Consider the following 25,274-nt stretch of genomic DNA (forward strand, 5'->3'; position numbering starts at 1 on the left):
GATGCTGCAAAAATGGTCAGGATGTTTTAAAAACCACATCATTTGGTTTGGAATGTTGATCTGTACGGATCTTCTGTTCAGTCTCTTTTTGTGGCTGCAAAATCCAGATGCTTTCTGGGTCCTGGCAGGGGCGATGGTCTTCGTTTCCCTGTGCCTGTTCGGAATCTCCCTATGGGTCGTGTATCGCCGGGATGCGAAGAAGGAAAGTGTGTTCCGGGAAGTGTTGGAATATTCGGAGGAATTTGAGGAAGAGAAGCTTCCTCGTGTTTTTGAGGGAGCTGACAAAGAAATTATCCGGGCAGCAGTGGAAAAGCTGCAGATGCAGGCAGTGGAAAACAAGGAGCAGGCCCGGTATATCCGGGAATATGAGGATTATATGGAGGCATGGGCACACGAGGTGAAGACTCCCCTGGCGCTGATGACATTCGTTTTGGATAACCGGAGGGATGAGATGTCCGCCGAGGCCTATCAGAAGCTGGAATACGCAAGGAATCAGCTGCAGGAGGATATCAGCCAGGTCTTGTATTATGCGGGCCTTCGCTCCCCTCATTCGGACAGTCTGTTTGAACGGATTTCCTTAAGAGAGTGCTGTCAGGAAGGGCTGACAGAATACAAGGTCCTTCTGGAAGAGCACCAGTATGCCGTAAAAAATGAGGTGGAAGATCTTTTGGTAGTTTCTGATAGGAAAGGGTTGTTATTCATGGTCAGCCAGGCCGTCAGCAATAGTATCAAGTATACTGATCCGATGAAACAGAAAAATGAGCTCCTGCTGTATACGGAATGTTCCAGAGACAAAAAAGAAATTTCCCTGCATATCCGGGACAATGGTATGGGGGTCCCCGCATATGACCTGCCCTTTTTATTTGACAAAGGATTTACCGGAAAAAGCCATGGATATCAAAAGAAGGCGACGGGAATGGGGCTTTATCTGGTGAAGGAGATGGCTCGGAAATTAAAGATCGAGGTAGATGTTCATTCAGAGCAGGGGGAAGGCTTCGAGATCATCTTTCGGTTTGCGGACGTAGATTAAGAAAAATAAACCAGAGGTTAAAATTTTGCCTGATTTCGTTAAATAGCGCTCAATTGTGGAGCAATGCCCCTAAATGGTATAATAACCATGTCAGGAAAACAAAATACAAACGAGAAAGAGCCGGCGAAGTTTGTAAGAAGAGAAGATTGAAAACAGTTTGAGAGCATGATAACCAATAGAAATAAGAACGAAATCAGGAGGAAAAGAGATGCCGATTAGTACGATAATTCATGATAAAAGAAAAGAACTGGGGCTTACCCAGGAAAAGGTAGCAGACTATCTGGGGGTATCTACTCCAGCAGTCAATAAGTGGGAGAAGGGCACGACATTTCCTGATGTGACTCTTCTGGCACCACTTGCCAGGCTGTTAAAGATTGATATGAATGTTCTGTTCTGCTTCGAGGAGGAGATTACAGAACAAGAGTTGGGCGCATTCTGCATGGAATTGACGAATGTGACGAAGGAGGAGGGTCTGGATAGCGGTTTTAGACTTCTGGAAGAGAAGATGCACGAATATCCAAAGTGCGGAGCCCTGATTCAAAGTTCCGCCATTACACTGGATGGCTTCCTGATGATGCAGGGACTGCCGACAGAGGAAAAAGAGAAATACGAAGAGAAGTTGATCAGATTATACCAAAGGGCTGTAGAAGTCGGGGATGAGAAGGTCCGTCTTCTTTCCTGCCATAGGCTGACCAGTATGTATACACAGAGAGGGGAATATGAGAAGGCGCGTGAGATGCTCGAACTTATCCCGGAAAAGATAGGAATCGATAAAAAGCAATTGGAGAGCAGGCTTCTTTTAAAGGAAGGAAAAACCGATGAGGCGGCGGTGACCCTGGAACGTTCCCTGCTGGCGATGCTCAATGAGGTGATGGCGCTTTTGATGAACTTGATTGAATGCGAGACAGACAGGGGGAATCACGAGGCAGTAGATCATGCGGCACAGGCTTGGAAGAAGACCGCGGAAGCATTCGGACTGTGGGAGTACAGCGCGGAGGTACTTGCCTACCACGCGGCTGTCGTGCAGAAAGATACAGAAGCGACGCTTTCACTTTTAAAGAAGCTGATGCCGATGATTGTCCATCCATGGGATATGAGCCAGACAGTCCTGTTTAGGGATATGGCTCCGGCCGCTCCTGCCGGGACAGAAGTTCCCAACGCTGGGAAACAGTTCCTACCGGGGCTGATCTCGGAACTGACCAATAATCCAATGTATGATTTCCTCTGGGAGAACAATGAATTCAGGGAACTGATTAAGCAGTGGAGGACAGACTGATTTGATCGGGGAAGCACATTACGAATATCTGTGTTACTTTTATGTAAAAGAAGGATGTTGTGAAAACAGCATCCTTTTTCTTTTTCACGGGCTTCCCTGAGACGAAGAGCTTTTGAGGCAGATATACAGAATAGATTTCTATTGTATACCGTTTGTGGTACAATATCTCCATAAAAGGAAATTAAGAAAGAAGGAATAGTCATGGGACTGTTAAATAGTAGAAAGCTATCATGGATCATATGTGGTGTGGGATTCGTATTGACAACCATCATATATTTTTTCATGCCGTCAATGATACCAATACGTTTTAGTGGCAGAATAGCGGATTTTTATTTGGGTGGTATTGAAATATTTCTATTCCCATTGCTTCAATTGATTATTTTATATTTAAGTGGTAGAGAGCGGATAAAATATTTCCTTACACATTCCAAAGCATATGTGACGGATTTCCAATATAATTGGGTGATAAGCGGACTTTGTCTTTTCCTTTTGGCAGCCGAAATCCTTGAGATACGTGCTCCATTTTAACTTTAGATTTATTCTAAGCGTCAAAGCTGATAAAAAGGCTTTGGCGCTTTTTGATTGTAAAAAAACAAAAAAATATTGACAACTAATTGAAGTTAGAATATACTAACAATATCACAAATTATGAAAATGATTATCAATAAAATAGGAGGACGAGATGATGCCTTTATCAATGGCGAGTATGGGTGAGGAGAATACGATAAAAAAAGTCGGGGGCAGAGAAGAGACCAGACGTTTTCTGGAAGGTCTGGGCTTTGTGACCGGTGGGATTGTAAGTGTTATATCGGAGATCAATGGAAATTTAATTGTAAATGTAAAAGACTCAAGAGTGGCCATTGGAAAAGATATGGCAAATAAGATTATGGTCTAAGTTGTAGGAAGGAGGGGACGCTCATGAAAACATTAAAAGATATTCCATGTGGAGAGACAGTCAAAGTAAGAAAGTTGAATGGAGAAGGGCCCATAAAGAGAAGGATTATGGATATGGGAATCACAAAGGGCATTGATGTATTCGTCAGAAAAGTAGCACCTTTTGGTGATCCAGTAGAGGTTACAGTAAGAGGGTACGAATTGTCCCTGCGTAAAGCAGACGCAGAGATGATAGAAGTAGAATAATATTTTTTTGATAAAAGGTTAGATGCAACTAATTATAGGAAGTTCAGTGAAACAGGAAAGGAAGGCAGTATCATGGCAGTCAAAATTGCATTGACGGGGAATCCGAACAGTGGTAAGACCACATTGTTCAACGCACTGACAGGCTCCAACCAGTTTGTTGGGAACTGGCCAGGCGTAACAGTAGAAAAAAAGGAGGGAAAATTAAAGGGATATCAGGAGGTCAGTATCATCGATCTTCCGGGGATCTATTCTTTATCTCCATATACACTGGAGGAGGTCGTGTCGAGGAATTATCTGATTTCCGAGAGACCGGATGCCATCCTTAATATCGTTGACGGAACTAATATTGAGAGAAATCTGTACCTGTCAACTCAGATTATGGAATTGGGCATTCCGGTAATTATGGCAGTCAATATGGTGGATGTGCTAGAAAAGACAGGTGATGTGATACATATTGATAAACTCGCAAAAAAGCTGGGCTGTGAAGTCGTTACCATCTCTGCTCTAAAAGGGAAGGGAATCAGGGAAGCTGCGGATAAGGCAGTAAAGCTTGCAGAAAAAAAGAGGGCAGCAGTGCCGGTCCATGAGTTCCATCAGGAGGTAGAGCAGGCAATCTCTTCTGTAGAAGATCTGTTGGGAGGGGAAATCCCGGAAGAGCAGAAGCGATTCTTTGCTATTAAATTATTGGAAAAGGACGAAAAAATCCTGGAGCAGATGAAAGCGGTCCCGGATATCTCGAAGCTGATCAAGGAACTGGAAGATAGATTTGATGACGATACGGAAAGCATTATTACGAATGAGCGGTATGAATATATTTCTTCTATCCTTGGTGAATGTGTAAAAAAGGGCAGAAAAGAGAAGCTGACTGCTTCTGATAAAATTGACCGTATTGTAACGAACCGCTGGCTGGCACTTCCCATTTTTGCGGCTGTTATGTGGCTGGTGTACTATGTATCAGTTTCGACGGTAGGTACGTTTGTTACAGACTGGACCAACGACGTTCTGTTTGGCGAGATTGTTCCTCCTGCAATAGAAGGACTGCTTACAAGCATCAATTGTGCAGGATGGCTTCAAGGTCTGATTCTGGACGGAATCGTAGCGGGTGTCGGTGCAGTTCTCGGATTTGTGCCGCAGATGCTTGTCCTATTCTTGTTCCTGGCATTTTTGGAGTCCTGTGGATATATGGCCAGGGTTGCGTTCATTATGGATCGCATTTTTAGAAAGTTCGGTCTTTCAGGAAAATCCTTTATTCCAATGTTGATTGGTACAGGATGTGGTGTTCCTGGAATTATGGCGTCCAGAACGATTGAAAACGACCGAGACCGCAAGATGACGATCATGACTACGACCTTTATTCCGTGCGGGGCGAAACTCCCGATTATCGCCCTGATTGCAGGCGCCCTTTTTGACGGAGCCTCCTGGGTTGCTCCGAGTGCATACTTTGTAGGAATTGCAGCGATTATATGCTCCGGCATTATTTTGAAGAAGACAAAAATGTTCGCAGGAGATCCTGCTCCGTTCGTAATGGAGCTTCCAGCATATCACTGGCCGACAGTTCGCAATGTGCTGCGCAGTATGTGGGAGCGAGGATGGTCATTCATCAAAAAGGCAGGAACGATTATTCTTCTTTCTACCATTGTTCTGTGGTTCCTGATGAATTTTGGCTGGGCAGATGGTTCCTTGAAAATGCTGGAGGCTGAACAGCTTGACAGCAGTATTTTAGCCAGTGTCGGAAGTATTATCGCTCCGATTTTCACACCTCTGGGATGGGGAGACTGGAAGATGGCAGTTGCGGCCGTGACAGGTCTGATTGCGAAAGAAAATGTGGTGGGTACCTTTGGTATTTTGTTTGGATTCGCGGAAGTTGCAGAGGATGGTACAGAAATCTGGGGGCAGCTTGCAGGCAGCATGACAGCGATTGCGGCTTATTCCTTCCTTGTATTCAACCTTCTGTGTGCACCTTGTTTTGCAGCAATGGGAGCAATCAAGCGAGAGATGAACAACGCAAAATGGTTCTGGTTTGCAATTGGATACCAGACACTGCTCGCGTATGTGGTATCTCTGTGCGTATATCAGATCGGAAGTCTCATTTTGGGCGGCAGCTTTGGAATCTGGACCGCAATCGCGTTCCTTCTGGTCGTTGGATTTATTTACCTGATGGTTAGACCATATAAGGAAAGCTCCACCTTGAGTGTTCCCTTGAAAAAGGCAGTGGTAAGATAAGAGACTTAGAACAATTACGGCAGCTTTGCACAGCAGGCTGCCGTAAATTTATAATTATGAGTTAGCCTAGACTAACATAATTTGGAAGAAAGGATTGTCAAGCATGAGTGTTGTTATTATAGGCGGAAATGAAAGAATGGTATGTCAGTATACAGATATATGTAGAAATTATGGATGTAAGGCAAAGGTGTTTCCAAAAGAGCATGGTGGGATCAAAAAGAAAATTGGCTGTCCAGATCTTCTGATTCTTTTTACTGGCACAGCATCACATAAAATGGTGGTGGCCGCTGCTCAGGAGGCAAAAAAGAACAGAATTCCGATTGCACGCATTCATACCAGCAGCGCGAGCGCGCTCCACACCGTTTTAAAGGAACATTGTACGATGGCATAGGAGGGAGGATCAGGATGGCATTAGAAAAAATATTGATTGACCATTGTGCGGCTATGCTTGTGTCCATCAAAACCGCAAATCTGTTTGGTATCAAGTTCATATCCCAAGAAGAGCTGGATGAGCAGATATTTATATCCGGTTATGGAAACTGGGAATGATAAAAAGTAGATATAGACTTTATTAGGACAAAAGATGAAGATCACGAAAGGTCTTCATCTTTTGTTTTTAGATTCATATGAGCCTTGATAGCCTGAAAGCTTTCGGAACTGATGACATGTTCTATTCGGCAGGCATCTTCGAGGGCAATTTCCTTGGCAACACCGAGTTTTATCAGCCCGGCGGAGAGAATTTGATGGCGTTCATAGATCATCTCTGCAATCTCTTGACCGGATTCGGTGAGAGTAATAAAGCCTTCCTTTGAGACCGTGATATAGTTACTTTCACGCAGGTGCTTCATCGCAACGCTGACACTTGATTTCTTAAATCCAAGCTCTTCTGCAATATCGACTCCCCGTACGACAGGCTTTATTTTACTTAAAATGAGTATGGTCTCCAGATAATTTTCTGCGGATTCATTTATCTTCATGGTTTTCCTTTCTTATGGTATGATGAATATATGATTTTGGTATAAACAACATTTAAAAACTTTTGTCTTACTTATTAGGCGAACAGAAGTTAGTGTGGTGATACTGAAATTAGGATAACATATTTGAACTGCTTATACAAGAGGTACAAGTCGCGCGATGGTACAAGTCACACGCGCCATTTACGAACTATTCACAAAATCGCGTTCTGATACAAGGAATGAAAATTTTTGCCTGCTGCGACATTTGGCGGACCTTTTCCTGTTATACTAATTAGTATGCTTATGCTGGAAACGAATAAAAAGGGAGTGATGATATGAAACAGATTTTAATTGTCGAGGACGACATAACTATGAATAGAATGCTTTCCAATATCTTACAGACAGAGTGATATCAGGTCACTTCTGCCTACACGAAAGGGGAGGTCAGACAGTATTACAACACAAACGTCTATGATCTTACAATCTTAGATATTAACCTGCCAGATGGGTCCGGTTATGAACTCTGCAGGGAAATCCGAAAGGATAACAGTACGGCAGTAGTTTTCTTGACAGCAAATGATCTGGAGCAGGATATGGTGAAGGGATATGAGATCGGTGCTGTCGATTACATCACGAAACCATTTCACAACAGTGTTCTGCGCCATAAGGTAAATGCAATTTTTTCTATGTTGGAGGGGGCCAGAAAAGAACCGCCTCACAAGATATACGACGGCGGCCGGCTCTGGATAGATTTTTCCTCCTTTCAGGCAAAACTGAGTGGGAGGGAGATCGTTTTCTCACCTCTGGAATACCGGATGCTGGAGGTTTTTACGGAAAATAGAAGGATTCTACTGACTCGCCAGAAGCTGCTCTCGAATTTGTGAGACAGCAGTGAAAATTTTGTGGATGAGCATACTCTGACTGCAGCAATCAGCCGCATCCGTGGGAAAATCGAGAAAGACGGGCACAAGTATCTTCAGACCGTCTACGGCATGGGCTATATGTTCACAGATGGAGGTGGACGATGAAAAAAATACAGTTCCATGTTCTGCAGGACCGCCTGGCTCTTTTTACAGACCAGGTCTGTGAGACAATTGATGATATGATGCAGGGGAGGGAAACCCCGAGAATGATTTTTGATGAGGATACGCTCCTGAATAAGATCAGCCATCAGCTGAACCGCCTGTATCAGATGCTCCTGGCTGGTAAGAGGAGCATAGAGGAACAGCGTGCCGATCTGCAGGAAATGATTTCAGATATCTCGCATCAAGTCAAAACGCCGGTTACGAACTTGAAAATGGCCGCTGCCACTCTGTTGGAGCGGGATTTTTCCCGCAGGCAGCAGATAGAATATCTGCAGTCCATGAACGTGCAGCTAGATAAACTGGACTTTCTGATGCGTACGATGGTGAAGGCCTCGCGATTGGAGACTGGCATCATCATACAGAAAAAGGAGAGGAAATGCGGTCAAATATACGCCGTCAGGCGGAACTATCCGTGTAACGGCCGGCCGGCTTTCGGCCTGCACGAAAATCGAGGTCGCAGATACGGGCCGCGGCATCCCGGAAAGTCATCAGGCGGCCATATTTAAACGGTTCTACAGGGAACCAGAAGTACACAAGACAGAAGGCATCGGCCTGGGATTGTATCTCACCAGAGAAATCATAAAAAACAGACCGGAAGTGTCAAAGTCACCTCTGCGTCGGGTAAGGGTGCTGTCTTTACCATCCTTCTTCCAAATGAAGATTGAAGTCCATCTTCTGATATTTTTTGGAAAATGGCGACATTTTCGTGACCTTTGTGTTTTATCATAAGGCTACAAAAAAGAAAGAGGTGGTATATAAGATGTCAGTGTTACAAGTGATTGATTTGAAAAAATATTACCGGCAGGGTGAAAACCTGATCAAAGCCCTGGATGGTGTGAGTCTTGAAATCGAAGCAGGGGAATTCGCCGCAATCGTCGGCACATCAGGTTCCGGCAAATCCACGCTGCTTCATATGATGGGAGGGCTGGACAATCCCACATCGGGAAAGGTTCTGATCAATGGGGAGGATATTTCCCGGAAAAATGAGGAGCAGCTTACTGTGTTCCGCCGTCGTCATATCGGCTTCGTATTTCAGAGCTATAATCTTGTTCCAGTCTTAAATGTCTATGAAAATATTGTGCTTCCGTTGAAACTGGACGGGAAAAGAATCGATCAGAGACTGCTAAAGGAGGTCATCGACGTGCTGGGACTGGAACATAAGCTCGAGGCTCTGCCGGGCAATCTCTCCGGCGGGCAGCAGCAGAGAGTCTCCATTGCCCGGGCCATGATTACGCACAATGATGCAATTGCCCAGCTTGCAGACCGGAACTTCTGGTTCATGACATTTCATATGACTCTGCTCCCGGCGCTCCTGCTATTATTCAGGGATTTTCAATGCAGTTTGTATAAGGAAAACGGAATCCTCTGTGTGGCTGATGCTCAGAACACTGTGGTATTTTTCTGCGATCCTGTTCATCTGGTGCAGGCCAAAGCCATGCAGGTCCGTATCCTTCTTCGTGGTCTGAAGTTCGCCCTGCTCGTTTTTTATCAGATCGTTACCGTAAGAATTCTCGCACCGGATGGCCAAAAAACCATGGACCATTTTGATCTGGAAACGGATAAAGCGGTCTTTCGGATCTGGGACAGACAGGCATCCATCCAAGGCATTTTCCAACATATTCATGACAAAACTGCACAGATCATCTGTCGGAATGTTCAGCTTTGTCGGAACCTGTATTCGGGGAGTGAAAGAGATCTGTTCCTTTTCGGCCCGCTGTGCAATGTCCTGAAGGATAATATTAAGGGTTTCATTTTCCGTGAAAGTGTGGTGGGAGGATTTTTCATTTTCACCTTTCAGCCGCTCCAATAATTCTGACATCTGTTCATAATCTTGGCTCTTACACAGGCTCTCAAGCGCAGTAAGATGATGCCTGATCTCGTGCCGCATGGCCGATTGTTCCCGGGTCTTCTCCTGCAGGGTACGGTAGTTGTTCATCAGGAGCTGGTTACGGATGGCTGTAGCCTGTGTTTCCGTTCGCTGGCGCACAAAAGAAAGGGACAGCTCATAGGCGGAGAGGGCAGCACATACAAGTGTCAGCCAATAACTCAGCCAGTAGATCAGAGAATCATAGAAACCGTTAAAAAGTGCGCCCATCACCGCTTCTTTCACATAAGCGATCAGTTTTCCCTCCTGCAGGAAGGACAGCAGGCAGAAAACCAGCAGGGCAGTGAAGCTGCAGGCGGCAATCACTGCGAAACGCTTCAGAAAATCACGGCGGCGGTTCATGATAAGATATACAAGGAGGGACAGCAGTATCACCACCCCAACCATACGGTTTCCCAGAACTTCCGTGACAGAGGCCGGCAGGAAATAATATCCCATAGGGATCACCATGTTGTAGACGGTCAGCCCAAGCGCTGACAGAGCCAGCGGCAGGAGACTGAGATTTGCCTGCCCAAAGGAAAGCCCAAGCAGAAACACCCCTACGATCAAAAGAAAAGCAAGCGCACAGGCACCCGCCGGGAGCGCCGCATAATTGGTTGCTGCAGCCGATTGTATCTCCGAGTAGAAATCAGATAAGAAACGAAGGTACGGCGGGAACATAACGTTTGTCTCATCCAGAATCTCATATTGCATGACCAGTGTGCCGGAAGTCCCTGCCGGAAGCGGTATGGAAGCCTGTGCCATGCCGGGGGAGTTTTCGGCTGTTGATGCATTGGAATGATAGATTTCCAGGTCATTCAGCCAAAGTGTAAGCTCAGCATTGCTTGTTTCAAAGACCAGCGTGCCATCGGGAAGATCATTCGGAAGCTCACCGGAAAAAAGAAAGGTCCCGGTAAGATCAGGATCGTTGGTCAGGGTGTCTGTATAAATGGGAGTTTCTGTCCCGTCTGCATGAACCTGGACAGCCGAAGTCCAATCAATGTGCAGAATTTTTCCGTTATCCACAGAAAACAGATGTAAAAACCAAATCACTGCGGCACAGAGCAGAAAAAACAAAATGAGACTGCACCAGTTTTGTAGTTGTTTTCGATGCATGGAGAATATCACTCCTTCCTGTAATTGTACTGTGTGAATGATTTTATTTTACTTTGGTTTCATAAGTTCCACAAGAGAAAAATGGGACGAAAACGTAAACGGCAAAGTTAGCGACGTAAACGACACAGCCACAAATGGAAAAGCTGTGATAAAATATATGTAAGAATAGAAAATGTTTAAGAAAAGAAGTTGACATTTTGAAAATTACTATATATTGCCTGGGAGATCAAAAAGGGAAGATGGGAGGAATACGAAAGTGAGAAAAAGGAGAGGCCAGCGAATCATTACTTACACATTATCTGCATTGCTTGTTTTTTCATTGTTTAACGTGGACATTTCCGTGTATGCAGAATCAGAACCAGAGTTTATGCCAACAGAGCTTGAGGAACCCCAGATGGAACCTCCAGTGGAGATACGAGAAGAAAGCACAGAGCCTGTAACGGAATCAAAATCCACAACGACAGAAACTAAAACGACAGAAACCAACCAGACAGAGATTCAATCAACTGAGACAGAAACAGCAGTTGGAAAACCCCAGAGATCAGAAGAAAAAACCGGTGTTTTTAGAAGTTTAAAAGCAAATGGCATAGGAAATTTGGCAGATGCAGATGTAATCACAATTAATATAGATGACGTGACAGATAATGGAGATGGATATACGTATCATTCTCAAAGCGACACAGTTACTCTGTTGAAAGGTTATACATTCATAGTTCAAGGAACTTCTTCTGATAAAGCGATATGGAATGAAGGAGCCATAAGTGGAGGAAACTTCTCTGGAGGAGTTTGGAATAGCTTACAAGGAGCCATAAGTGGAGGAACCTTCTCCGGAGCCGTTTATAATTACGGAGACATAAATGGAGGAACCTTCTCCGGAGAAGTTAACAATAACTCAGGTGGAACCATAAGTGGAGGAACCTTCTCCGGAACCGTTTATAATCACGGAGACATAAGTGTAGGAACCTTCTCTGGAACCGTTTATAATGATAGAGCCATAAGGGGTGGATATTATTTGAGACAAATTGATAACATGGTTTCTGGTACAATAACTGGCTGTAATTACCCTGTTAAGATGACTCTTACCAATCTAAGCTATACTACTTATGCCGATAAAATAGAAATTGACGGGACTACCTATACCTTTGCCAAGTACAGCAGTTCATCAGAAGCCAGTGGGATTAGTATTGTCATTACCGCTGAGGCGGGGTACTTTGTACCTGATTATATTAGCTTCAGCCCTGATGTAGGCATAGACGGATATACCTATACAAAGTCTAGTGCTACGAATGCAACGTTAACGGTTAAGGCTTCCTCTGTTAGCTGCTCTATGATAATAAGTGCAGAGGGAACTACCACGTCACCGGCACCAAAACCAACCGTCACAATCGCTTCTCAGACTGCCAGTACGCTGACGGTGGAACCATTGCCGGATCAAAATATTTACGGAACAGCGCTATATAGCCTTGGTAACAACGAGTGGCAGTCGTCGAATACATTTACAGGACTAAAAGCATCACAGTCTTATACAGTTTATGCGAAGTATACGGGAAAGGTTGCATATACCGAATCGGAGGAAGGATCTTTGGTGATACAAACCAATGTTGCAACTTATACCATCACAATTCCTGAGAGTGCAACAGCAGGTGGAGATGAGGTAAACATTCAGGTGGATAACGATTCTTTGGATTTAGGAGCTGGAGGGCAGGTTGATGTGAAGGTTACTAATGGTATCAATAATGGGATGTTAACACTGACAAGAGAGAACGCAGCCAATACCATTACCTCTGCCATGAAAGTGAATGGTTTGGAGTTTAAAGATACATTAAAAAGTGTGGCTACATTTAAAAGCGAAGATAATACTGCAGTACCAGTCTCCTTTGAGGAACCAAAAGTATCTGTTGGAGAAACTATTCCGGCAGGAAGCTACAGCGGAACGGTTACGTTTGGCATCTCATACAGTCAATAATAAGAGGCACATAAAAATACATATAAGTAAGGGGAAGCAATATGAAGAAAACAGTTAAAAATGTTCTTCTGGCAGTCATTGTACTCCTGCTGGTCTGCGGCGGTGTATTTGTGGGCATGAACTGGAACAACTGGTTTGGAGAAAAGGATACGCCTGCAACCGGGCAAGTGGACAAAAAAGCAGAGGATTGGACGGGAGAACAGGAAGTCTATACAGGTGAGAAGAACACAGATACCATTGATATTCCGGGATTTGATTCCATGACCTTCAAGGCAGATGCCGCCGAGCAGGCAGTGAACCTATATAACCCGAAACAGAACACCTGTTATTTCAAGATGTCCCTCTATCTGAAGGATGACACGAAGCTGTGGGAATCCAATCTGGTAGAGCCGGGCAAGGGTATCTATGAAATGGAGCTGCTCCAGAGCCTTCCGGCCGGAAGCTATGAAGATGCGATACTCAAATATGAGTGCTTCGCTATGGATGAAAAACAGACACCGCTCAACGGTTCTGAGATAAAGTTAACATTAAAGGTGATGGAATAGAAAGGCGATTCTCAAGAAAATAAAACGAATACAGAAACAATCTGCAAATTAAAATCTCAAGGAGGATACACATCATGAAGAAGAAAATAACAGCAGGAATTTTGAGTATGGCACTTATAAGTGCAATGGCGATGCCGGTAATGGCGGAAGATAAAAATATGACGGTGCTATATTCGCAGGGAAGCACCTATATAGTATCCATTCCGGAGACCACACTGAGCCAAACAGATGAAGTCGTCCAGACAGTTGCGGCTACAGCAATGAATATTGAACCGGGTAAAAAGCTTCAAGTATCTATAAACGGTATTACCGATGGCACGGTTACATTAACAAGAGCTGACCAAGGAGCAACCACCACGACAACAGTGAGTAAAGGTTCAAATAAAACGGATCTCATTACCGGAGATACCGTTATTGCAGAGTTTAAAAATCAGACTACAAAGTTTATAAATGGAACCGATGGCAAACTGTATTTTTCACCGGTGGAGGAAGGGACTGCCGCAGGAAACTACAGTGGCTCAATCACCTATACCTTAGCGATTGTTGATGAATAAACTTAGCGATTGCATAGAGGAAAAAAGTATGAAAAAAAGAGTATTAGCAGGAATCATGAGTGTTATGATGATGACGACGACGGCACTGCCGGTATCTGCGCAGGAGGGAAGCACTACAGTGAAGGCTACGGTGGACTCAACTTATATTCTTACAGTTCCGGCAGAGACAAGCATTACTTATGGCGCTGAGAACACATTGCTGTCCGGAAAACTGAAGGTGACAGGCAATGTACTTCCAACGGAGCAGGTCATGGTAACAGCTTCGTGCGGCTCATTGCATAATGCGGTTCAGAATACGGATCTAACCTATGCGCTTAAGGATGAGCAGTCTGTCGCTTTCTCGTCAGCTATGTGGAGCGAAACAGAATTAAGGGGAGCGGCGAAAGAGATCGGCTTAAAGATATACATAGCAGAAGATGCGTGGAGGCAGGCAAAAGCGGGAAGTTATACCGGAACAATTACTTTTAACGCAGAGATAGAAACAGTTTGCGGCAATTAGGTGAAACGAGTACACCACAGCCATAAAGTTTGTGAAAGGAGGTGGAGGTGTGAAAAGCAGCAAAGTATTTACCATGTTCAGTATGCTGTGTGCAGTGATCATGCTGCTTTGTCCTGTGACAGCATTTGCGTCTGAAGAACAAAATGCAACGGTAGTGAAGACAGAAGTACCAAGCGCCCACACCGTTACGCTGAACATAGCAGAACATGCATCTGTGACCGTGAATGGAAAGACCTATACCGGTACACAGAAGATAGAAGTTGCAAGGCTAAAGGAGCAGACCTATGAAGTGAAAGTGGAAAGCGGCTGGAAGCTTGGAAAGGTGTCCTATGGTCTTTCCGGCCAGGAAACGACGGTATCGCTTACAGGGGGGGCCTATACAGCAGAAGCTTTGTATGAAGATGGTAACGTATTAAACGTGGCTGTGATCAAAAATACATCCGGAACTACAGGTACAGGAAATACAAGCACAGGAGATGACACCACTTCCCATACAGGAGCCAAGGGCGTAAAGACCGGAGATGAGACAGCAGTGGGCTGGTTTGCGGGATTGCTGGCGTTATCAGCATCCGTATTGACGGCTGTTTTTATTCTCAGAAGCAAACATATCGCAAGCAAACCTCTCTGGTAAACAGTGGAAATTTCAATTCTTTTAGAAAATGCCAAAAACACTTGTATCTCTAGCCATTTTTTGATAAAATGTGAAAAATTTGATTCAATGATAAAGCAAGAACAGACAAAGATGAAAGATGGGTAGAGTTATGCAGGAATACCGTTTGGCAGTCTGTGAAGATGACGAACTTGTGCGTCGTGAAATTTGCAGACTTTGTGAAGAAATACTAACAGAAGAGAGAATAAAGCACATCATATATCCATATGCATCCGCTGAAGAATTGTGGGAAACGATGACAGAGGGGGAACTTCAGCTCCGGTTATTGATACTGGACATCGAGATGGATGGAATGTCTGGGATGGAACTGGCAAAGCGTCTTCGGACAGAAGAAAACCGGATCAGTATTATCTTTGTCACCGGATCGGAAGAATATTTAAAAACAGGTTATCGGGTACAGCCAATCGATTATCTGATGAAGCCCATTGATAAGGAACGGTTTCGCCATGCACTAAAAACCGATTGGAAGCTTAATCAAGTACCGGAAACCGTCATGATACAAAGCAAAGGAAAAACCACCTGGATCAAACTGTCGGAAATCCTCTATGCAGAAAGCGAGAACCATATAGTAACAATCCATCTTGTATCGCAGAGAGAGGAAGTGTTATATACTTCTTTGAAAGAAGTAGAAAAAGTGCTGCCAACATATAACTTTGCAAGAAGCCATAACAGTTTTCTGGTCAATCTGGAATATGTAGAAACCGTTACACGAAGCAAAGTCTGTCTCAAGGGCGGGCAGGTCGTGCCCACAGGAAGAATGTATTATAAAGAATTCCAGAATGCATTGGTCTGGTATATGAACCGTTAAATAAACCCATTGTTTCTATGCAACTTTTTGTGCCATAGGAGACAATGGTTTTTTTATATCATAGAATCTGCAGCATCAGAAACCCTTGTTTTTATTCAGGGATTTTCAATGCAGTTTGTATAAGGAAAACGGAATCCTCTGTATGAATGATTTTATTTTGCTTTAGTTTCATAAGTTCCACAAGAGAAAAATGGAACGACAACGTAAACGACAACGTTAGCGACGTAAACGACACAGCCACAAATGGGAAAATTATGGTAGGATATATGTAAGAATAGAAAATGCAGAACATCCAATAAGAAACAAATGAAGGACAAGATTCAAGGAGGAGAAAATGAAAGAGTTTCCTGATAAGTGTGAAGAAGGCAAGGATATGGCAGGACAGACCTTTACCCTGACAATTACAGATATGAAGCGTGGTGAATGGCAGGGACGTTTAGTAGGTGAGGACAATTATGAGGTAGAGTTTAGAAGCGTAATAGAGTTAATAAAGGCCATCTCTCAAAAAATAGATTCCATAGAGAAGATAGAAATGGTTTGGCGGCATGATGAATGACAGCAAAACCGCTGTGTCCGTTGATTTTGTCCGCTATTTCAGGATATCTTGAGTTCATTCTGAATAGTCTCGGAAACTCAGTACGCTGGAATGCCTGAACTACGTGCTGCGCTCAGCCGTGCTTGGCACAGTCCTGGCAGTCTTTATATTATTAGCGCTGATCGTACCTGCCATCGCCTTAAGCGTATTCAATAAGGGCAGCGTGGTCGAAAGACTGCGGAAGATAGAATAGCGGGTAGATTTGGAATAGAAAAATGTGCAAAGACTGCTCCTGGGATTTTTACAGTTCAGGAAAGAAAAATGACCGTTGCGGCAGAAATAGAAAATCGGCCTTCCAAAGTATGGTATACTTACTAAAATAGCAAAATTATGGGAGGCAGAATATGAACAGAAAATCAGTGATACAGGAATATTATATTTTGGCAGTCAATGAAAAGGGGTATATGCCGTCCATGCGTGCAGATGAGTCAAATGCAGGACTTGTGGCAGCAGGTGTCATGGATTTGTTGTTAAACGAGGTAGTTATGATAGAAAGGAAAAAAATTACCGTGGTGAAAGAGATTCCCGGAGAGCTGGGACACATAGCATCTCTGTATGCCTATCTGAAAGAGAAGCCACGTACCATTGATAAGTTAATGAACGATTACATGTTTTCAACAGGGAAAAGGCTCAAGGAGCTCACAACTGAAATCGGTGAATCTCTGCTGAGTGTTCATGCAGTAACGGAAGAAAAAGGCGGATTATTTGGAAATAAGATCGTCTATATTCCTGAGCCAGGCAGCAAGGAAAGACTGGTTGAAGTTCTCAGGTCAGCAGTGCTCAAAGAAGGCAGGATCACCCCGCATGATATGGCACTTCTCTGTATCCTAAAAGAAACAAAAAATCTGAATCAGTATTTTTCTAAATCCGAAGGAGCTGATTTAAAGACCAGACTGAAAGAGTTGAAGAAGGACCCACAGAGTAAGCAGTTGGCAGAGATGGTAAATTATGTAGAGGACATGACTGCTATCATCATGTGCTGTGTTATGACAAGTATAAATTAGTTCCAAAGGAAACGCATCCAGCTTTGGACGAAACGCATCCAACCCTGGGGAAAAGAATTCAGAGAAAATGGAAGAAATTAGAAAAAACGCAGTCACTTGACAAAAGGGGGCTGCGTTTTCCTTTGCGCTATGTGCGCGCTCTAACGGGTGAAAGTCTTTATAGCTGGCTGTGATTGGCTGGCAGAGACTGCATCAGGGCAAAGAAATGTTCCGGCTTACCGGTATGGAAGTATTCATACCAATATTTTAGTGTGTCTGATTGGAAAACATCTAAATATGCAAGGATCTGTTTTGCCCACAATAACGCTCCGGCGGAGCCAGCGGTAATCAGGTTGTTGTCCGCCACAGAGGGGGCGTCTACATAAAAATTCTGCCCTTTATAATCAGGAACGAACATTTCAAGAAATCCCGGTCCATTACTGGTATGCGGACGGTCATTCAACAACCCGAAGCCCGCGAGTGCGGCGGTGGCTCCACAGATGGCACAGACGGCAGCGCCAGAAGCAAGAAATTCACCTGCTTTTTTAATAACAGCGCCATGCTTTGGATTATTCCATGTATCTGCGCCTGGCAATAGTAAAAGACTTGTCTGACTCACAGCGATATCATCGGTCAGGCAGTCGGGAATAATAGTCAGTCCGCCCATTGTATGAATCGGTTCTTTAGAACAACTGACCGTTTTAATCATCACACGTGGTGCCCCTTTTTTGAAAAACCGTCCAGAATTCAGTTCTGAAGTAACATATCCCAGTTCCCAGTCAGCTAAAGTATCAAGAACATAAACATAGATTGTAAACATAATTTTCCTCCATTTTCTTTGTGCTTCCTCCAGAGAGGCAGTTTGATTTGTCTGCCTGCTTAGTGTATCATACAATTATTGACAACAATATGGCAGCAATTAAAATACATCAAGGAAGCAGCAAAGCGAATGTGGAGCATCAGCTTTGAAAACATCGTTTGAAAGGCGGTTATTAAATGAAAATAGACAGACTTGTCAGTATTATTATGATCCTTCTTGACAAAGAGCGGATCGGCGCGCAGGAGTTGGCGGAGATGTTCGAAGTTTCCCCACGCACAATCTATCGAGATATAGATGCAATCAACATGGCAGGGATTCCCGTCCGTGGAGCGCCGGGTGTAGGCGGAGGCTTTGAGATTATGAAGGAATATAAGGTGGACAAAAAAGTGTTTTCAACTGCCGACCTTTCCGCTATTCTGATGGGACTTACCAGCCTTTCCGATATGATACGGGGTGAGGAGCTGGTAAATGCCCTTGCAAAAGTCAAGAGCTTTATCCCTGCCGAGAGAGCGAAGGACATCGAATTAAAAGTAAATCAGATCTGTATCGACCTGAGTCCATGGATGGGTAACAGCAACATGCAGCCTTATTTAGAAATTATCAAATCAGCCTTGCAGGATCATAAGCTGCTTTCCTTCGAATATATCGCCCATCATGGAAATAAAACCACGCGTATAGTCGAGCCATACCAGCTTGTACTAAAAAGCAGTCACTGGTATTTACAAGGGTATTGCCATAAGAGAAATGATTTCCGCCTGTTCAGACTATCCCGCATATTAGGACTGCAGATGAAAGAGGAGACTTTTATACCGCGAGATTATCAAAAACCGACTTTAGATTTCGAGGATGTTTTGGAAACTATGCAGACAACAGTCAAGATCCGTATACATAAATCGATTATGGACAGGGTGCTTGAGTATTGTACTTTTGAACATTTTGTACCGGATGGAGATGAGCATTACCTTGTGCAATTCCCTTTCATAGAAAACGAATACCACTACGATATTCTTTTCAGCTTCGGAACCAGATGCGAGTGTCTGGAGCCGTTACATATACGGGCAGAAATGAAGCGCAGAGCACGGGAGTTAGCTGACTTATATGAATAGAAGAAGGAATCAGAAAATAGGATCAGAAAATATATTTTCTGACAACAGCCAGTAAATCTGAATATATGTTATAATGATTCTATTAATTGCAATTTAGCGGGAATACAAAAAGTAATTAAAATAGAAAGGTGCATTTTTATGGATTTAGAATCACTTTATTCGGATATTATGAGACGTGGTCAGAATAGCGTTCTTTCAGGGAAGGAGTATGTTGATAAGACAATTGGTGACTGCTCTGATACACGTATGGGACTTACACTGGTGATACGTCCAACGAGAGAGATACAAAATGAAATAGAAAGTGTTATCAGAGAATTAAGGGGAATAGAACCCAGTCAATATTATTATCCCAGGGAAGATTTCCATATAACGTTATTTGATATTATCACCGCGAGACAGGGATTTCAATATACAGAGAATCAGAAAATGAGCTGCATCTCTTTATCCGAAGAAATCTTAAAGAATTTTCATCCTTTTCATATCGAAATGAAGGGTCTGACAATGAGTGAAAGCTGTATTATGGCAAAAGGCTTCTGTGATATGGAAATGCAGCAGATACGAGGACAGTTAAGAGAACACATTGCAGAATACGGGCTCGTGTTAGACGAGCGGTATCCCACCAAGTCTTCCCATATTACGATTGCAAGATTCAAAAATAAACTTCAGGAAAGGGAAAAGCTTGTAGAAAAGATAAGCGAACTGGGGCAGGTCAGATTTGGGGACATGGATGTTACTAATATAGAATTGACTTGTCATAATTGGTTTGATTCCAAAAAAGAATTAATAAGAACTTTTTGTTTGAAATAGATAAAGTAGAGGTAAAGAGTATGACAATTGTTTTAAAGTAACTAAAATATATGAAGGGGATTATTTATGGACTGGTATAAAAGTATGACAAAACAACAAAAGTATGATTTAAAAAAGGTAGTCGTGGCATCTGTCATTGGAACAATTTTGGTTATGGTAGTACCTGTGGTTATGGGCGTTATCTTTTAGAGGAATGGATTTTAGGAGTTGGTTAAGAATTTGAAAGTTGTGAGGGGGGAAGATTCGATGAGTAAGTATGATGCATTATGGAAATATGTACAGGATAATGGAAGACAATCTTACAAATTGACTTTTGATGAAATTGCTGAAATAGCAGGGACAGCCATCGACCATTCTTTTTTGAAATACAAAAAGGAACTTACGGAATATGGTTATCAAGTAGGAAAAATTTCAATGAAAGAGCAAACTGTCATATTCAACAAAATAGAGGAGGATGAACTATGAACATTTATGAATCATGTCCTGAATTAGAGAATGAGAAATTTTTATTAAGATTAGTGAATTATGAAGATTGTGAGGATTTGTTAAAAGTATACAGTGACAAAAATGCTTTGCCGTTTTTTAATAGTGATAGTTGTGATGGAGATATTTTTTACTATGAAACAAAAGAAAGAATGACAGAAGCTCTTAACTTCTGGAACATGGCATATCAAAATGGTTGGTTTGTCAGGCTTTCTATTGTTGACAAAACAGTAGCAAGTGTAATCGGAACAATCGAGATATGCTTACGAGTTTCCGAAGATGACTTCGATCATATGGGAATATTAAGAGTTGATGTAAGAAGCGACTATGAAAAAGAAGATGTATTGTACGATATAATGGCACTAATAACACCACATATTTACGAGATGTTAGGTTGTGATGGTATCATTACTAAAGTTCCAGTCTATGCAGTGGAAAGAACGAAAGCAATACAAAGGATAGGATTTACAAAATCAGAGCATTTTCTGATAGGAAAGACAGGATATGCTTATGACGGATATTGGATCATGAAATAAGCCGAATTTAAAATTTGTAATTAAGTTTATTTATATATTAGGAAGGAATTACCAATGCAAAAATTCATCGAAGCATTAACAAGTGAGAGTAAAAATACAGCATTACCGGATGAGTTTAACTATTTTGGAAAACTGATCGGTAGTTGGGCAATCAACTATATTGAGAGTGACAATTCTCTTGCAATTAAAGGGGAATGGCATTTCTCATGGGTTCTTGAAGGAATGGCTATTCAAGATGTTATTATTCTGCCTGGTTATGAATATGGGACATCGTTACGTATCTATAATCCCGACACACATGCATGGGATGTAGCTTATGGTTATACTGGAAAAATAATACGACTTGAAGCAAAAAAACAAGATGACATGATCATGCTTACTTTCGTCAATGATGAAAGAAGAAAGTGGGTTTTTACTAAAATAGAAGATTATTGTTTCCATTGGGAAAACATTACTGTAAAAGAGGATGGCGAATGGTATATAAATGCAGAGATATTTGCTGAACGTATCATATAACACATTTCATAGTATTTCAAATTCCAACTTGTTGAGGAGAAACGGGGTGTAAAATAGTGATCTATAAAGTAGACGATAAAGAACTTAATGCGTCAGTCTTTATTCCTTTTGTGAATCAGGTATGGCCAGGTGATTATGACATGGAAAAGACGCAGGCAGCATTATCTAAAACAATAAATATCACAGTCTATGATGATAACAAACTTATTGGATGTCTGCGTATTCTTTCAGACGGTTACTATTTTGGAACAATTACCGAATTGCTTGTTCTTCCAGAATACCAGAAGCAAGGGATTGGCAGTAAACTTCTCCAACTTGCAAAGGACAGTACACCTACGATGTTATATTTTGGTGCACAGCCGGGGCTGGAAGAATTCTATGAAAAGAATGGGTGTGCAAAGAGTCTGCAATCCTACATAATAGAAAAGTAGATAAATCCGTACACCTAATGGAATTTCAAATGGAGGGTTAGGTATGAAAAACAGAAAAAATGGAGATGAAAATTCAAATAATAATTTAGGCATAGGAATAAGTCTAGGGCTATTATTTGGACTTTTGCTTAATAGCATAGGATTAGGTTTGGTTTTGGGGGTTGCATTTGGATCATTGTCTAACGCTTATAAAAAGAAAAAGTAAAGTTTCTGTGGATGTCACAACTTTAAACTTCTGTTTTTTCATATATAATATTACGGAAATATAAAAAGAAACTTAGAAACTACAGGTGAAAATAAATGATTTTATTAGTTGTGGACACGCAAAAAGGAATTACTGATAATAGACTATATGAATTTGATAATGAATATTTTTCAAAAGAAGTGGCTTATGATTATTATAACAGATTCATGTGGCCCGAAAGATATGCGAAATGCATCACTATGGAAGATGCCTTGGAAATATTAAGGAATAGATAGAAGGTCGAGGAGGATAAAGAGAATGAATAATGTGCATATCAGGTTGGCGAACATGGATGATGCCAAGCAGCTAAGACACTTGTATTTTGAATTAGACACGGATAGTGTAAAATATCAACCTGAACATTTTGTGATGGGTTATAGGAATGATGATTTTTTCTCTTCAATATTACAAGATGATAATCAAGATATCATAGTAGCAGAAATTGATGGGAAGGTGATAGGTTTTTCTCATGTGATGATATTAAAACAGAAAAATGTTGCATGTCTGAAACCACAGACTGTCATTTACATACAAGATTTGGGTGTTTTGGAAAGTGAGAGGAGCAAAGGAATCGGGACAATTCTTATGGATGCCAGTAAAGAATATGGAAAAAGAAAGGGTGCAGATTTTATTCGGACGCAGGTTTTTCCACAAAATATTGACGGTATGAGATTCTATGAAAGAAATGGGTTTTGTGAAATGATGAAAACTATTGAGTGCCAGTTCTGATCTCTAATGAACCGAATAAAATAAAAATCCAGTTACTGAGGTAAGAGGAAATAGCGAAGCGGATTCTAAATATCCGCTTTGACTTAAAAATTGGGTGTGATTATGAAGAATAAAGGATTATGGCTGATATTTATATGTATGATTATACTTGCTGGCTGTAGTAAAAAAGGTACTGAAGGGGACTATCCGGCAGCAATAATGGTAAACGATACGATCTATTATTCTACTGGAGAACAATTATCAGGGGAAGTCAATGAAAGTGTGGTTATTAGAAATATTACTTCATATACAGATGAAATGCCAGCTAAAAATGGCGAGGCAAATTTTAACAGAGATTTAGATTCGGAATATACATTTACGGATGAAGGACTTGCTGTCTGCATAGATAATGAATGGATTCTCTTTAAACAACAAGAATAGGCAGAATTGCAATGGATGTAATCTGAGAGCTAACCGACACGTTTCTGTCCAGGAGGAGTTATTATGATTCAAGAATTAAGCAGTTATCTTACAAAACCCCAGCTATATGCTCCAAGCACAGGAGAATTCTGGAATGATCCACATATTTCCGGGAAGATGCTGGAAGCACATCTAAATCCGCAGGAGGATGGGGCGACCCGCAGGCATGAATTCCTTGATCAGTCTGTTCATTGGATTTCTCAAATTACGCCGCCGTCTCAATACAAATCACTGCTGGATCTTGGCTGTGGACCCGGCCTTTATGCAGAGCGGTTTTTCAGGGCCGGATATTCTGTCACAGGGATAGACTTTTCCGAACGTTCAATCGCGTATGCGAAAGACCAGGCTATACAAAGCAACAGTGTTATCGAGTACCATTACCAAAACTACCTGACAATGGATTATGAAAATCAATTTGATGTAGTGACATTGATCTACTGTGATTATGCTGTTCTGCCAGTTACGGACAGGCTCCTTTTATTAAAAAAAGTCTATCAGTCATTAAAACAGAATGGAAAATTTATTGTTGATGTTTTTACACCAAGTATGCGAAGAGACGAAAGCCATACCTGGCAATATTGTGAAACGGGCGGCTTTTGGTGCGAAAGACCTCATATCTGTTTGGAGTCTGTATATCAATATGATGACGAGGATGCTACAGAGCTGCGGCAATGTATTATTTTGACCGACGAAGCAGTCAGATGCTATAACATATGGGATCATTTTTTTACGAAAGATAAGCTGTTATCAGAAGTTCAAACCGCAGGTTTTAGTAGTTTCGAATTCTATGGCGACGTAGCAGGAAAGAAATTTTGGGACGAGTGCGAGACAATTTGCGGCGTTTTTACAAAATAGGGTCTGCATGCTATAAATACCATAATGAGGTGAAGAAATTGAACGAGAGCAGACTATTTAAAATGGTTTATTATCTTTTAGAAAAGGGAAGAGCTACAGCACCAGAGCTTTCTGAAAAATTCGAGATATCTATTAGAACCATATATCGTGATATTGATGTAATCAGTAGTGCCGGTATCCCTATTTATGCAACGCAGGGCAAGAATGGCGGGATATTCATTGATGATGGTTTCACGATGGATAAATCATTTTTTACAGAAGAAGAAAGAGAACATATTCTAAATGCTTTACAGGGGATTATTGCGACAAATGGTAAGAATGCAGATGAATTGTTAACAAAGTTAGGTGCTTTGTTTCAAATAAAGTCTACAAACTGGATAGAAGTTGATTTTTCTGATTGGGTTCAAAATAAACCGACGCAGGATATATTTAATTTGATCAAAAATGCTATCTTCGGAAAAAATGTCATATCGATGAAATATTATGGAGGTAATGGCAAAATAACAGAGCGGAGAGTCAAGCCGTTAAAATTAATATTTAAAAGCAAAAGCTGGTATTTGTATGGTTTTTGTCTGATGAGAAATGACTATCGCTTTTTTAAGCTGACCAGAATTAAAACACTAGAAATATTAACGGAAACTTTTCCCCCGATCCCGATTCCTTCCAATATAGAAAGCCAAATAAAAATTGAAAAAACGGTCAATACGAAATTGAAATTCGATAAACATGCAGCTTTTCGGATATATGATGAATTTACAGATCAGGTAACAGAGGATGAACAAGGTAATCTATATGTACAAGTTGATTTGCCGGATAATGACATTCTTTATAGTTATATTTTCTCCTTTGCCGAGCATGTAGAAATATTAGAACCTCAGAGTTTAAGAGAACGAATAAATGCCAAAATAGAAGAAATGCAGAAAAAATATAGAACCTGACTTAGGATGGCAGGTTATGCAGCGTATAATGAGATGCATA

34 protein-coding genes and 2 pseudogenes are annotated in these 25,274 nt (G+C 41.9%); 33 read left to right on the plus strand and 3 right to left on the minus strand.

Going from position 1 to position 25,274, the window contains the following annotated elements; genetic code table 11:
* Position 1: 1 nt before the first annotated feature.
* The 7 genes from HGO97_RS11140 (at position 2) to HGO97_RS11170 (ending at position 6,218) form a co-directional block, all read left to right on the plus strand.
* Positions 2-1,030: a sensor histidine kinase gene (locus HGO97_RS11140; protein WP_216241620.1), complete on the plus strand. Its 1,029-nt coding sequence runs from the start codon at positions 2-4 to the stop codon at positions 1,028-1,030.
* A 208-nt stretch (positions 1,031-1,238) separates the two neighbouring features.
* Positions 1,239-2,306: a helix-turn-helix domain-containing protein gene (locus HGO97_RS11145; protein WP_216241622.1), complete on the plus strand. Its 1,068-nt coding sequence runs from the start codon at positions 1,239-1,241 to the stop codon at positions 2,304-2,306.
* A 682-nt stretch (positions 2,307-2,988) separates the two neighbouring features.
* Positions 2,989-3,201 (plus strand): FeoA family protein, encoded by a 213-nt coding sequence (locus HGO97_RS11150; protein ID WP_216241624.1) that lies wholly within the window; start codon positions 2,989-2,991, stop codon positions 3,199-3,201.
* 23 nt (positions 3,202-3,224) lie between these two features.
* Positions 3,225-3,446: a FeoA family protein gene (locus HGO97_RS11155; RefSeq protein ID WP_216241627.1), complete on the plus strand. Its 222-nt coding sequence runs from the start codon at positions 3,225-3,227 to the stop codon at positions 3,444-3,446.
* A gap of 72 nt (positions 3,447-3,518) precedes the next feature.
* A complete protein-coding gene (gene feoB / locus HGO97_RS11160) occupies positions 3,519-5,669 on the plus strand; it encodes a ferrous iron transport protein B (RefSeq protein ID WP_216241629.1) in 2,151 nt (716 codons plus the stop codon).
* A 103-nt stretch (positions 5,670-5,772) separates the two neighbouring features.
* The gene (locus tag HGO97_RS11165; protein ID WP_216241634.1) at positions 5,773-6,060 is read left to right on the plus strand and encodes a DUF2325 domain-containing protein; all 288 of its coding nucleotides are present in this window, start codon (positions 5,773-5,775) and stop codon (positions 6,058-6,060) included.
* A 14-nt stretch (positions 6,061-6,074) separates the two neighbouring features.
* Positions 6,075-6,218 carry a hypothetical protein gene (locus tag HGO97_RS11170; RefSeq protein ID WP_216241636.1) on the plus strand — a complete coding sequence of 48 codons (144 nt, stop codon included), beginning with the start codon at positions 6,075-6,077 and terminating at the stop codon, positions 6,216-6,218.
* Between the two features lie 41 nt (positions 6,219-6,259).
* On the opposite strand, the gene HGO97_RS11175 is transcribed toward HGO97_RS11170, so the two are convergent.
* Positions 6,260-6,646, minus strand: coding sequence for a metal-dependent transcriptional regulator (locus HGO97_RS11175; protein ID WP_216241638.1), 387 nt, complete (start codon positions 6,644-6,646; stop codon positions 6,260-6,262).
* Positions 6,647-6,960: 314 nt separating this feature from the next.
* On the opposite strand from HGO97_RS11175, the pseudogene HGO97_RS24390 reads away from it, so the two are divergent.
* The 4 genes and pseudogenes from HGO97_RS24390 to HGO97_RS11190 form a co-directional block, all read left to right on the plus strand.
* Positions 6,961-7,653, plus strand: a pseudogene (locus HGO97_RS24390) (response regulator transcription factor).
* On the plus strand, positions 7,650-8,216 hold the full coding sequence (locus HGO97_RS24200; protein ID WP_287840522.1) for a histidine kinase dimerization/phospho-acceptor domain-containing protein: 567 nt from the start codon (positions 7,650-7,652) through the stop codon (positions 8,214-8,216). The pseudogene HGO97_RS24390 and the gene HGO97_RS24200 overlap by 4 nt, the downstream one beginning before the upstream one ends.
* On the plus strand, positions 8,119-8,439 hold the full coding sequence (locus HGO97_RS24400) for a sensor histidine kinase (RefSeq protein ID WP_334299578.1): 321 nt from the start codon (positions 8,119-8,121) through the stop codon (positions 8,437-8,439). The genes HGO97_RS24200 and HGO97_RS24400 overlap by 98 nt, the downstream gene beginning before the upstream one ends.
* Positions 8,440-8,470: 31 nt before the next feature.
* Positions 8,471-8,944 (plus strand): annotated as a pseudogene (locus tag HGO97_RS11190) (ABC transporter ATP-binding protein); the annotation flags it as partial.
* An 84-nt stretch (positions 8,945-9,028) separates the two neighbouring features.
* On the opposite strand, the gene HGO97_RS11195 reads toward HGO97_RS11190, so the two are convergent.
* Positions 9,029-10,690 carry a GHKL domain-containing protein gene (locus HGO97_RS11195; RefSeq protein WP_216241641.1) on the minus strand — a complete coding sequence of 554 codons (1,662 nt, stop codon included), beginning with the start codon at positions 10,688-10,690 and terminating at the stop codon, positions 9,029-9,031.
* 256 nt (positions 10,691-10,946) lie between these two features.
* Between HGO97_RS11195 and HGO97_RS11200 the strand changes: the two genes are divergently transcribed.
* From HGO97_RS11200 to HGO97_RS11235, 9 genes are all read left to right on the plus strand, one after another.
* Positions 10,947-12,656, plus strand: a complete 1,710-nt coding sequence (locus HGO97_RS11200; protein WP_216241643.1) for a hypothetical protein — start codon at positions 10,947-10,949, stop codon at positions 12,654-12,656.
* A gap of 41 nt (positions 12,657-12,697) precedes the next feature.
* The gene (locus HGO97_RS11205) at positions 12,698-13,201 is read left to right on the plus strand and encodes a tRNA (uracil-5-)-methyltransferase (protein ID WP_216241646.1); all 504 of its coding nucleotides are present in this window, start codon (positions 12,698-12,700) and stop codon (positions 13,199-13,201) included.
* Positions 13,202-13,275: 74 nt separating this feature from the next.
* The gene (locus HGO97_RS11210; protein ID WP_216241649.1) at positions 13,276-13,755 is read left to right on the plus strand and encodes a hypothetical protein; all 480 of its coding nucleotides are present in this window, start codon (positions 13,276-13,278) and stop codon (positions 13,753-13,755) included.
* A 28-nt stretch (positions 13,756-13,783) separates the two neighbouring features.
* On the plus strand, positions 13,784-14,254 hold the full coding sequence (locus HGO97_RS11215; RefSeq protein WP_216241651.1) for a hypothetical protein: 471 nt from the start codon (positions 13,784-13,786) through the stop codon (positions 14,252-14,254).
* Positions 14,255-14,303: 49 nt separating this feature from the next.
* Positions 14,304-14,885 (plus strand): hypothetical protein, encoded by a 582-nt coding sequence (locus HGO97_RS11220; RefSeq protein ID WP_216241654.1) that lies wholly within the window; start codon positions 14,304-14,306, stop codon positions 14,883-14,885.
* Positions 14,886-15,003: 118 nt separating this feature from the next.
* Positions 15,004-15,732, plus strand: a complete 729-nt coding sequence (locus HGO97_RS11225; RefSeq protein WP_216241656.1) for a LytR/AlgR family response regulator transcription factor — start codon at positions 15,004-15,006, stop codon at positions 15,730-15,732.
* A gap of 334 nt (positions 15,733-16,066) precedes the next feature.
* Positions 16,067-16,288 (plus strand): hypothetical protein, encoded by a 222-nt coding sequence (locus tag HGO97_RS11230; RefSeq protein ID WP_216241658.1) that lies wholly within the window; start codon positions 16,067-16,069, stop codon positions 16,286-16,288.
* 103 nt (positions 16,289-16,391) lie between these two features.
* The gene (locus HGO97_RS24005; RefSeq protein WP_281419949.1) at positions 16,392-16,520 is read left to right on the plus strand and encodes a hypothetical protein; all 129 of its coding nucleotides are present in this window, start codon (positions 16,392-16,394) and stop codon (positions 16,518-16,520) included.
* 151 nt (positions 16,521-16,671) lie between these two features.
* Positions 16,672-17,331 carry a GOLPH3/VPS74 family protein gene (locus HGO97_RS11235; RefSeq protein WP_216241661.1) on the plus strand — a complete coding sequence of 220 codons (660 nt, stop codon included), beginning with the start codon at positions 16,672-16,674 and terminating at the stop codon, positions 17,329-17,331.
* A 157-nt stretch (positions 17,332-17,488) separates the two neighbouring features.
* Here the strand turns inward: HGO97_RS11235 and HGO97_RS11240 are convergent, their stop codons facing one another.
* Positions 17,489-18,130, minus strand: a complete 642-nt coding sequence (locus HGO97_RS11240; protein WP_216241665.1) for a type 1 glutamine amidotransferase family protein — start codon at positions 18,128-18,130, stop codon at positions 17,489-17,491.
* 176 nt (positions 18,131-18,306) lie between these two features.
* Here HGO97_RS11240 and HGO97_RS11245 point away from each other — a divergent pair, with 176 nt between their 5' ends.
* The 13 genes from HGO97_RS11245 (at position 18,307) to HGO97_RS11300 (ending at position 25,234) form a co-directional block, all read left to right on the plus strand.
* Positions 18,307-19,236 carry a helix-turn-helix transcriptional regulator gene (locus HGO97_RS11245; protein WP_216241667.1) on the plus strand — a complete coding sequence of 310 codons (930 nt, stop codon included), beginning with the start codon at positions 18,307-18,309 and terminating at the stop codon, positions 19,234-19,236.
* Positions 19,237-19,374: 138 nt separating this feature from the next.
* A complete protein-coding gene (locus HGO97_RS11250) occupies positions 19,375-20,043 on the plus strand; it encodes a 2'-5' RNA ligase family protein (protein WP_216241670.1) in 669 nt (222 codons plus the stop codon).
* A gap of 66 nt (positions 20,044-20,109) precedes the next feature.
* Entirely contained in the window at positions 20,110-20,232 is a 123-nt protein-coding gene (locus HGO97_RS24010; protein WP_281419950.1) for a hypothetical protein, read from the plus strand.
* A gap of 57 nt (positions 20,233-20,289) precedes the next feature.
* Positions 20,290-20,508 (plus strand): hypothetical protein, encoded by a 219-nt coding sequence (locus HGO97_RS11255; protein WP_216241673.1) that lies wholly within the window; start codon positions 20,290-20,292, stop codon positions 20,506-20,508.
* Positions 20,505-21,062: an N-acetyltransferase gene (locus HGO97_RS11260; RefSeq protein WP_216241676.1), complete on the plus strand. Its 558-nt coding sequence runs from the start codon at positions 20,505-20,507 to the stop codon at positions 21,060-21,062. The genes HGO97_RS11255 and HGO97_RS11260 overlap by 4 nt, the downstream gene beginning before the upstream one ends.
* A 54-nt stretch (positions 21,063-21,116) precedes the next feature.
* Positions 21,117-21,578 (plus strand): hypothetical protein, encoded by a 462-nt coding sequence (locus tag HGO97_RS11265; RefSeq protein WP_216241679.1) that lies wholly within the window; start codon positions 21,117-21,119, stop codon positions 21,576-21,578.
* 56 nt (positions 21,579-21,634) lie between these two features.
* Entirely contained in the window at positions 21,635-22,009 is a 375-nt protein-coding gene (locus HGO97_RS11270; protein ID WP_216241681.1) for a GNAT family N-acetyltransferase, read from the plus strand.
* Positions 22,010-22,052: 43 nt separating this feature from the next.
* Positions 22,053-22,214 (plus strand): hypothetical protein, encoded by a 162-nt coding sequence (locus HGO97_RS11275; RefSeq protein ID WP_216241684.1) that lies wholly within the window; start codon positions 22,053-22,055, stop codon positions 22,212-22,214.
* A 95-nt stretch (positions 22,215-22,309) separates the two neighbouring features.
* Positions 22,310-22,489 carry a hypothetical protein gene (locus HGO97_RS11280; protein WP_216241687.1) on the plus strand — a complete coding sequence of 60 codons (180 nt, stop codon included), beginning with the start codon at positions 22,310-22,312 and terminating at the stop codon, positions 22,487-22,489.
* Positions 22,490-22,511: 22 nt separating this feature from the next.
* Complete coding sequence (locus tag HGO97_RS11285; RefSeq protein ID WP_216241689.1) at positions 22,512-22,982, plus strand: GNAT family N-acetyltransferase; 471 nt, start codon at positions 22,512-22,514, stop codon at positions 22,980-22,982.
* Positions 22,983-23,084: 102 nt separating this feature from the next.
* Positions 23,085-23,402 (plus strand): hypothetical protein, encoded by a 318-nt coding sequence (locus HGO97_RS11290; protein ID WP_216241691.1) that lies wholly within the window; start codon positions 23,085-23,087, stop codon positions 23,400-23,402.
* A gap of 63 nt (positions 23,403-23,465) precedes the next feature.
* A complete protein-coding gene (locus HGO97_RS11295) occupies positions 23,466-24,296 on the plus strand; it encodes a class I SAM-dependent methyltransferase (protein ID WP_216241694.1) in 831 nt (276 codons plus the stop codon).
* Between the two features lie 29 nt (positions 24,297-24,325).
* Entirely contained in the window at positions 24,326-25,234 is a 909-nt protein-coding gene (locus tag HGO97_RS11300; protein WP_330654242.1) for a helix-turn-helix transcriptional regulator, read from the plus strand.
* Positions 25,235-25,274: the final 40 nt, after the last annotated feature.

The sequence above is a fragment of the Faecalicatena faecalis genome, assembly GCF_012524165.2.
Lineage (GTDB): Bacteria > Bacillota > Clostridia > Lachnospirales > Lachnospiraceae > Faecalicatena_A > Faecalicatena_A faecalis.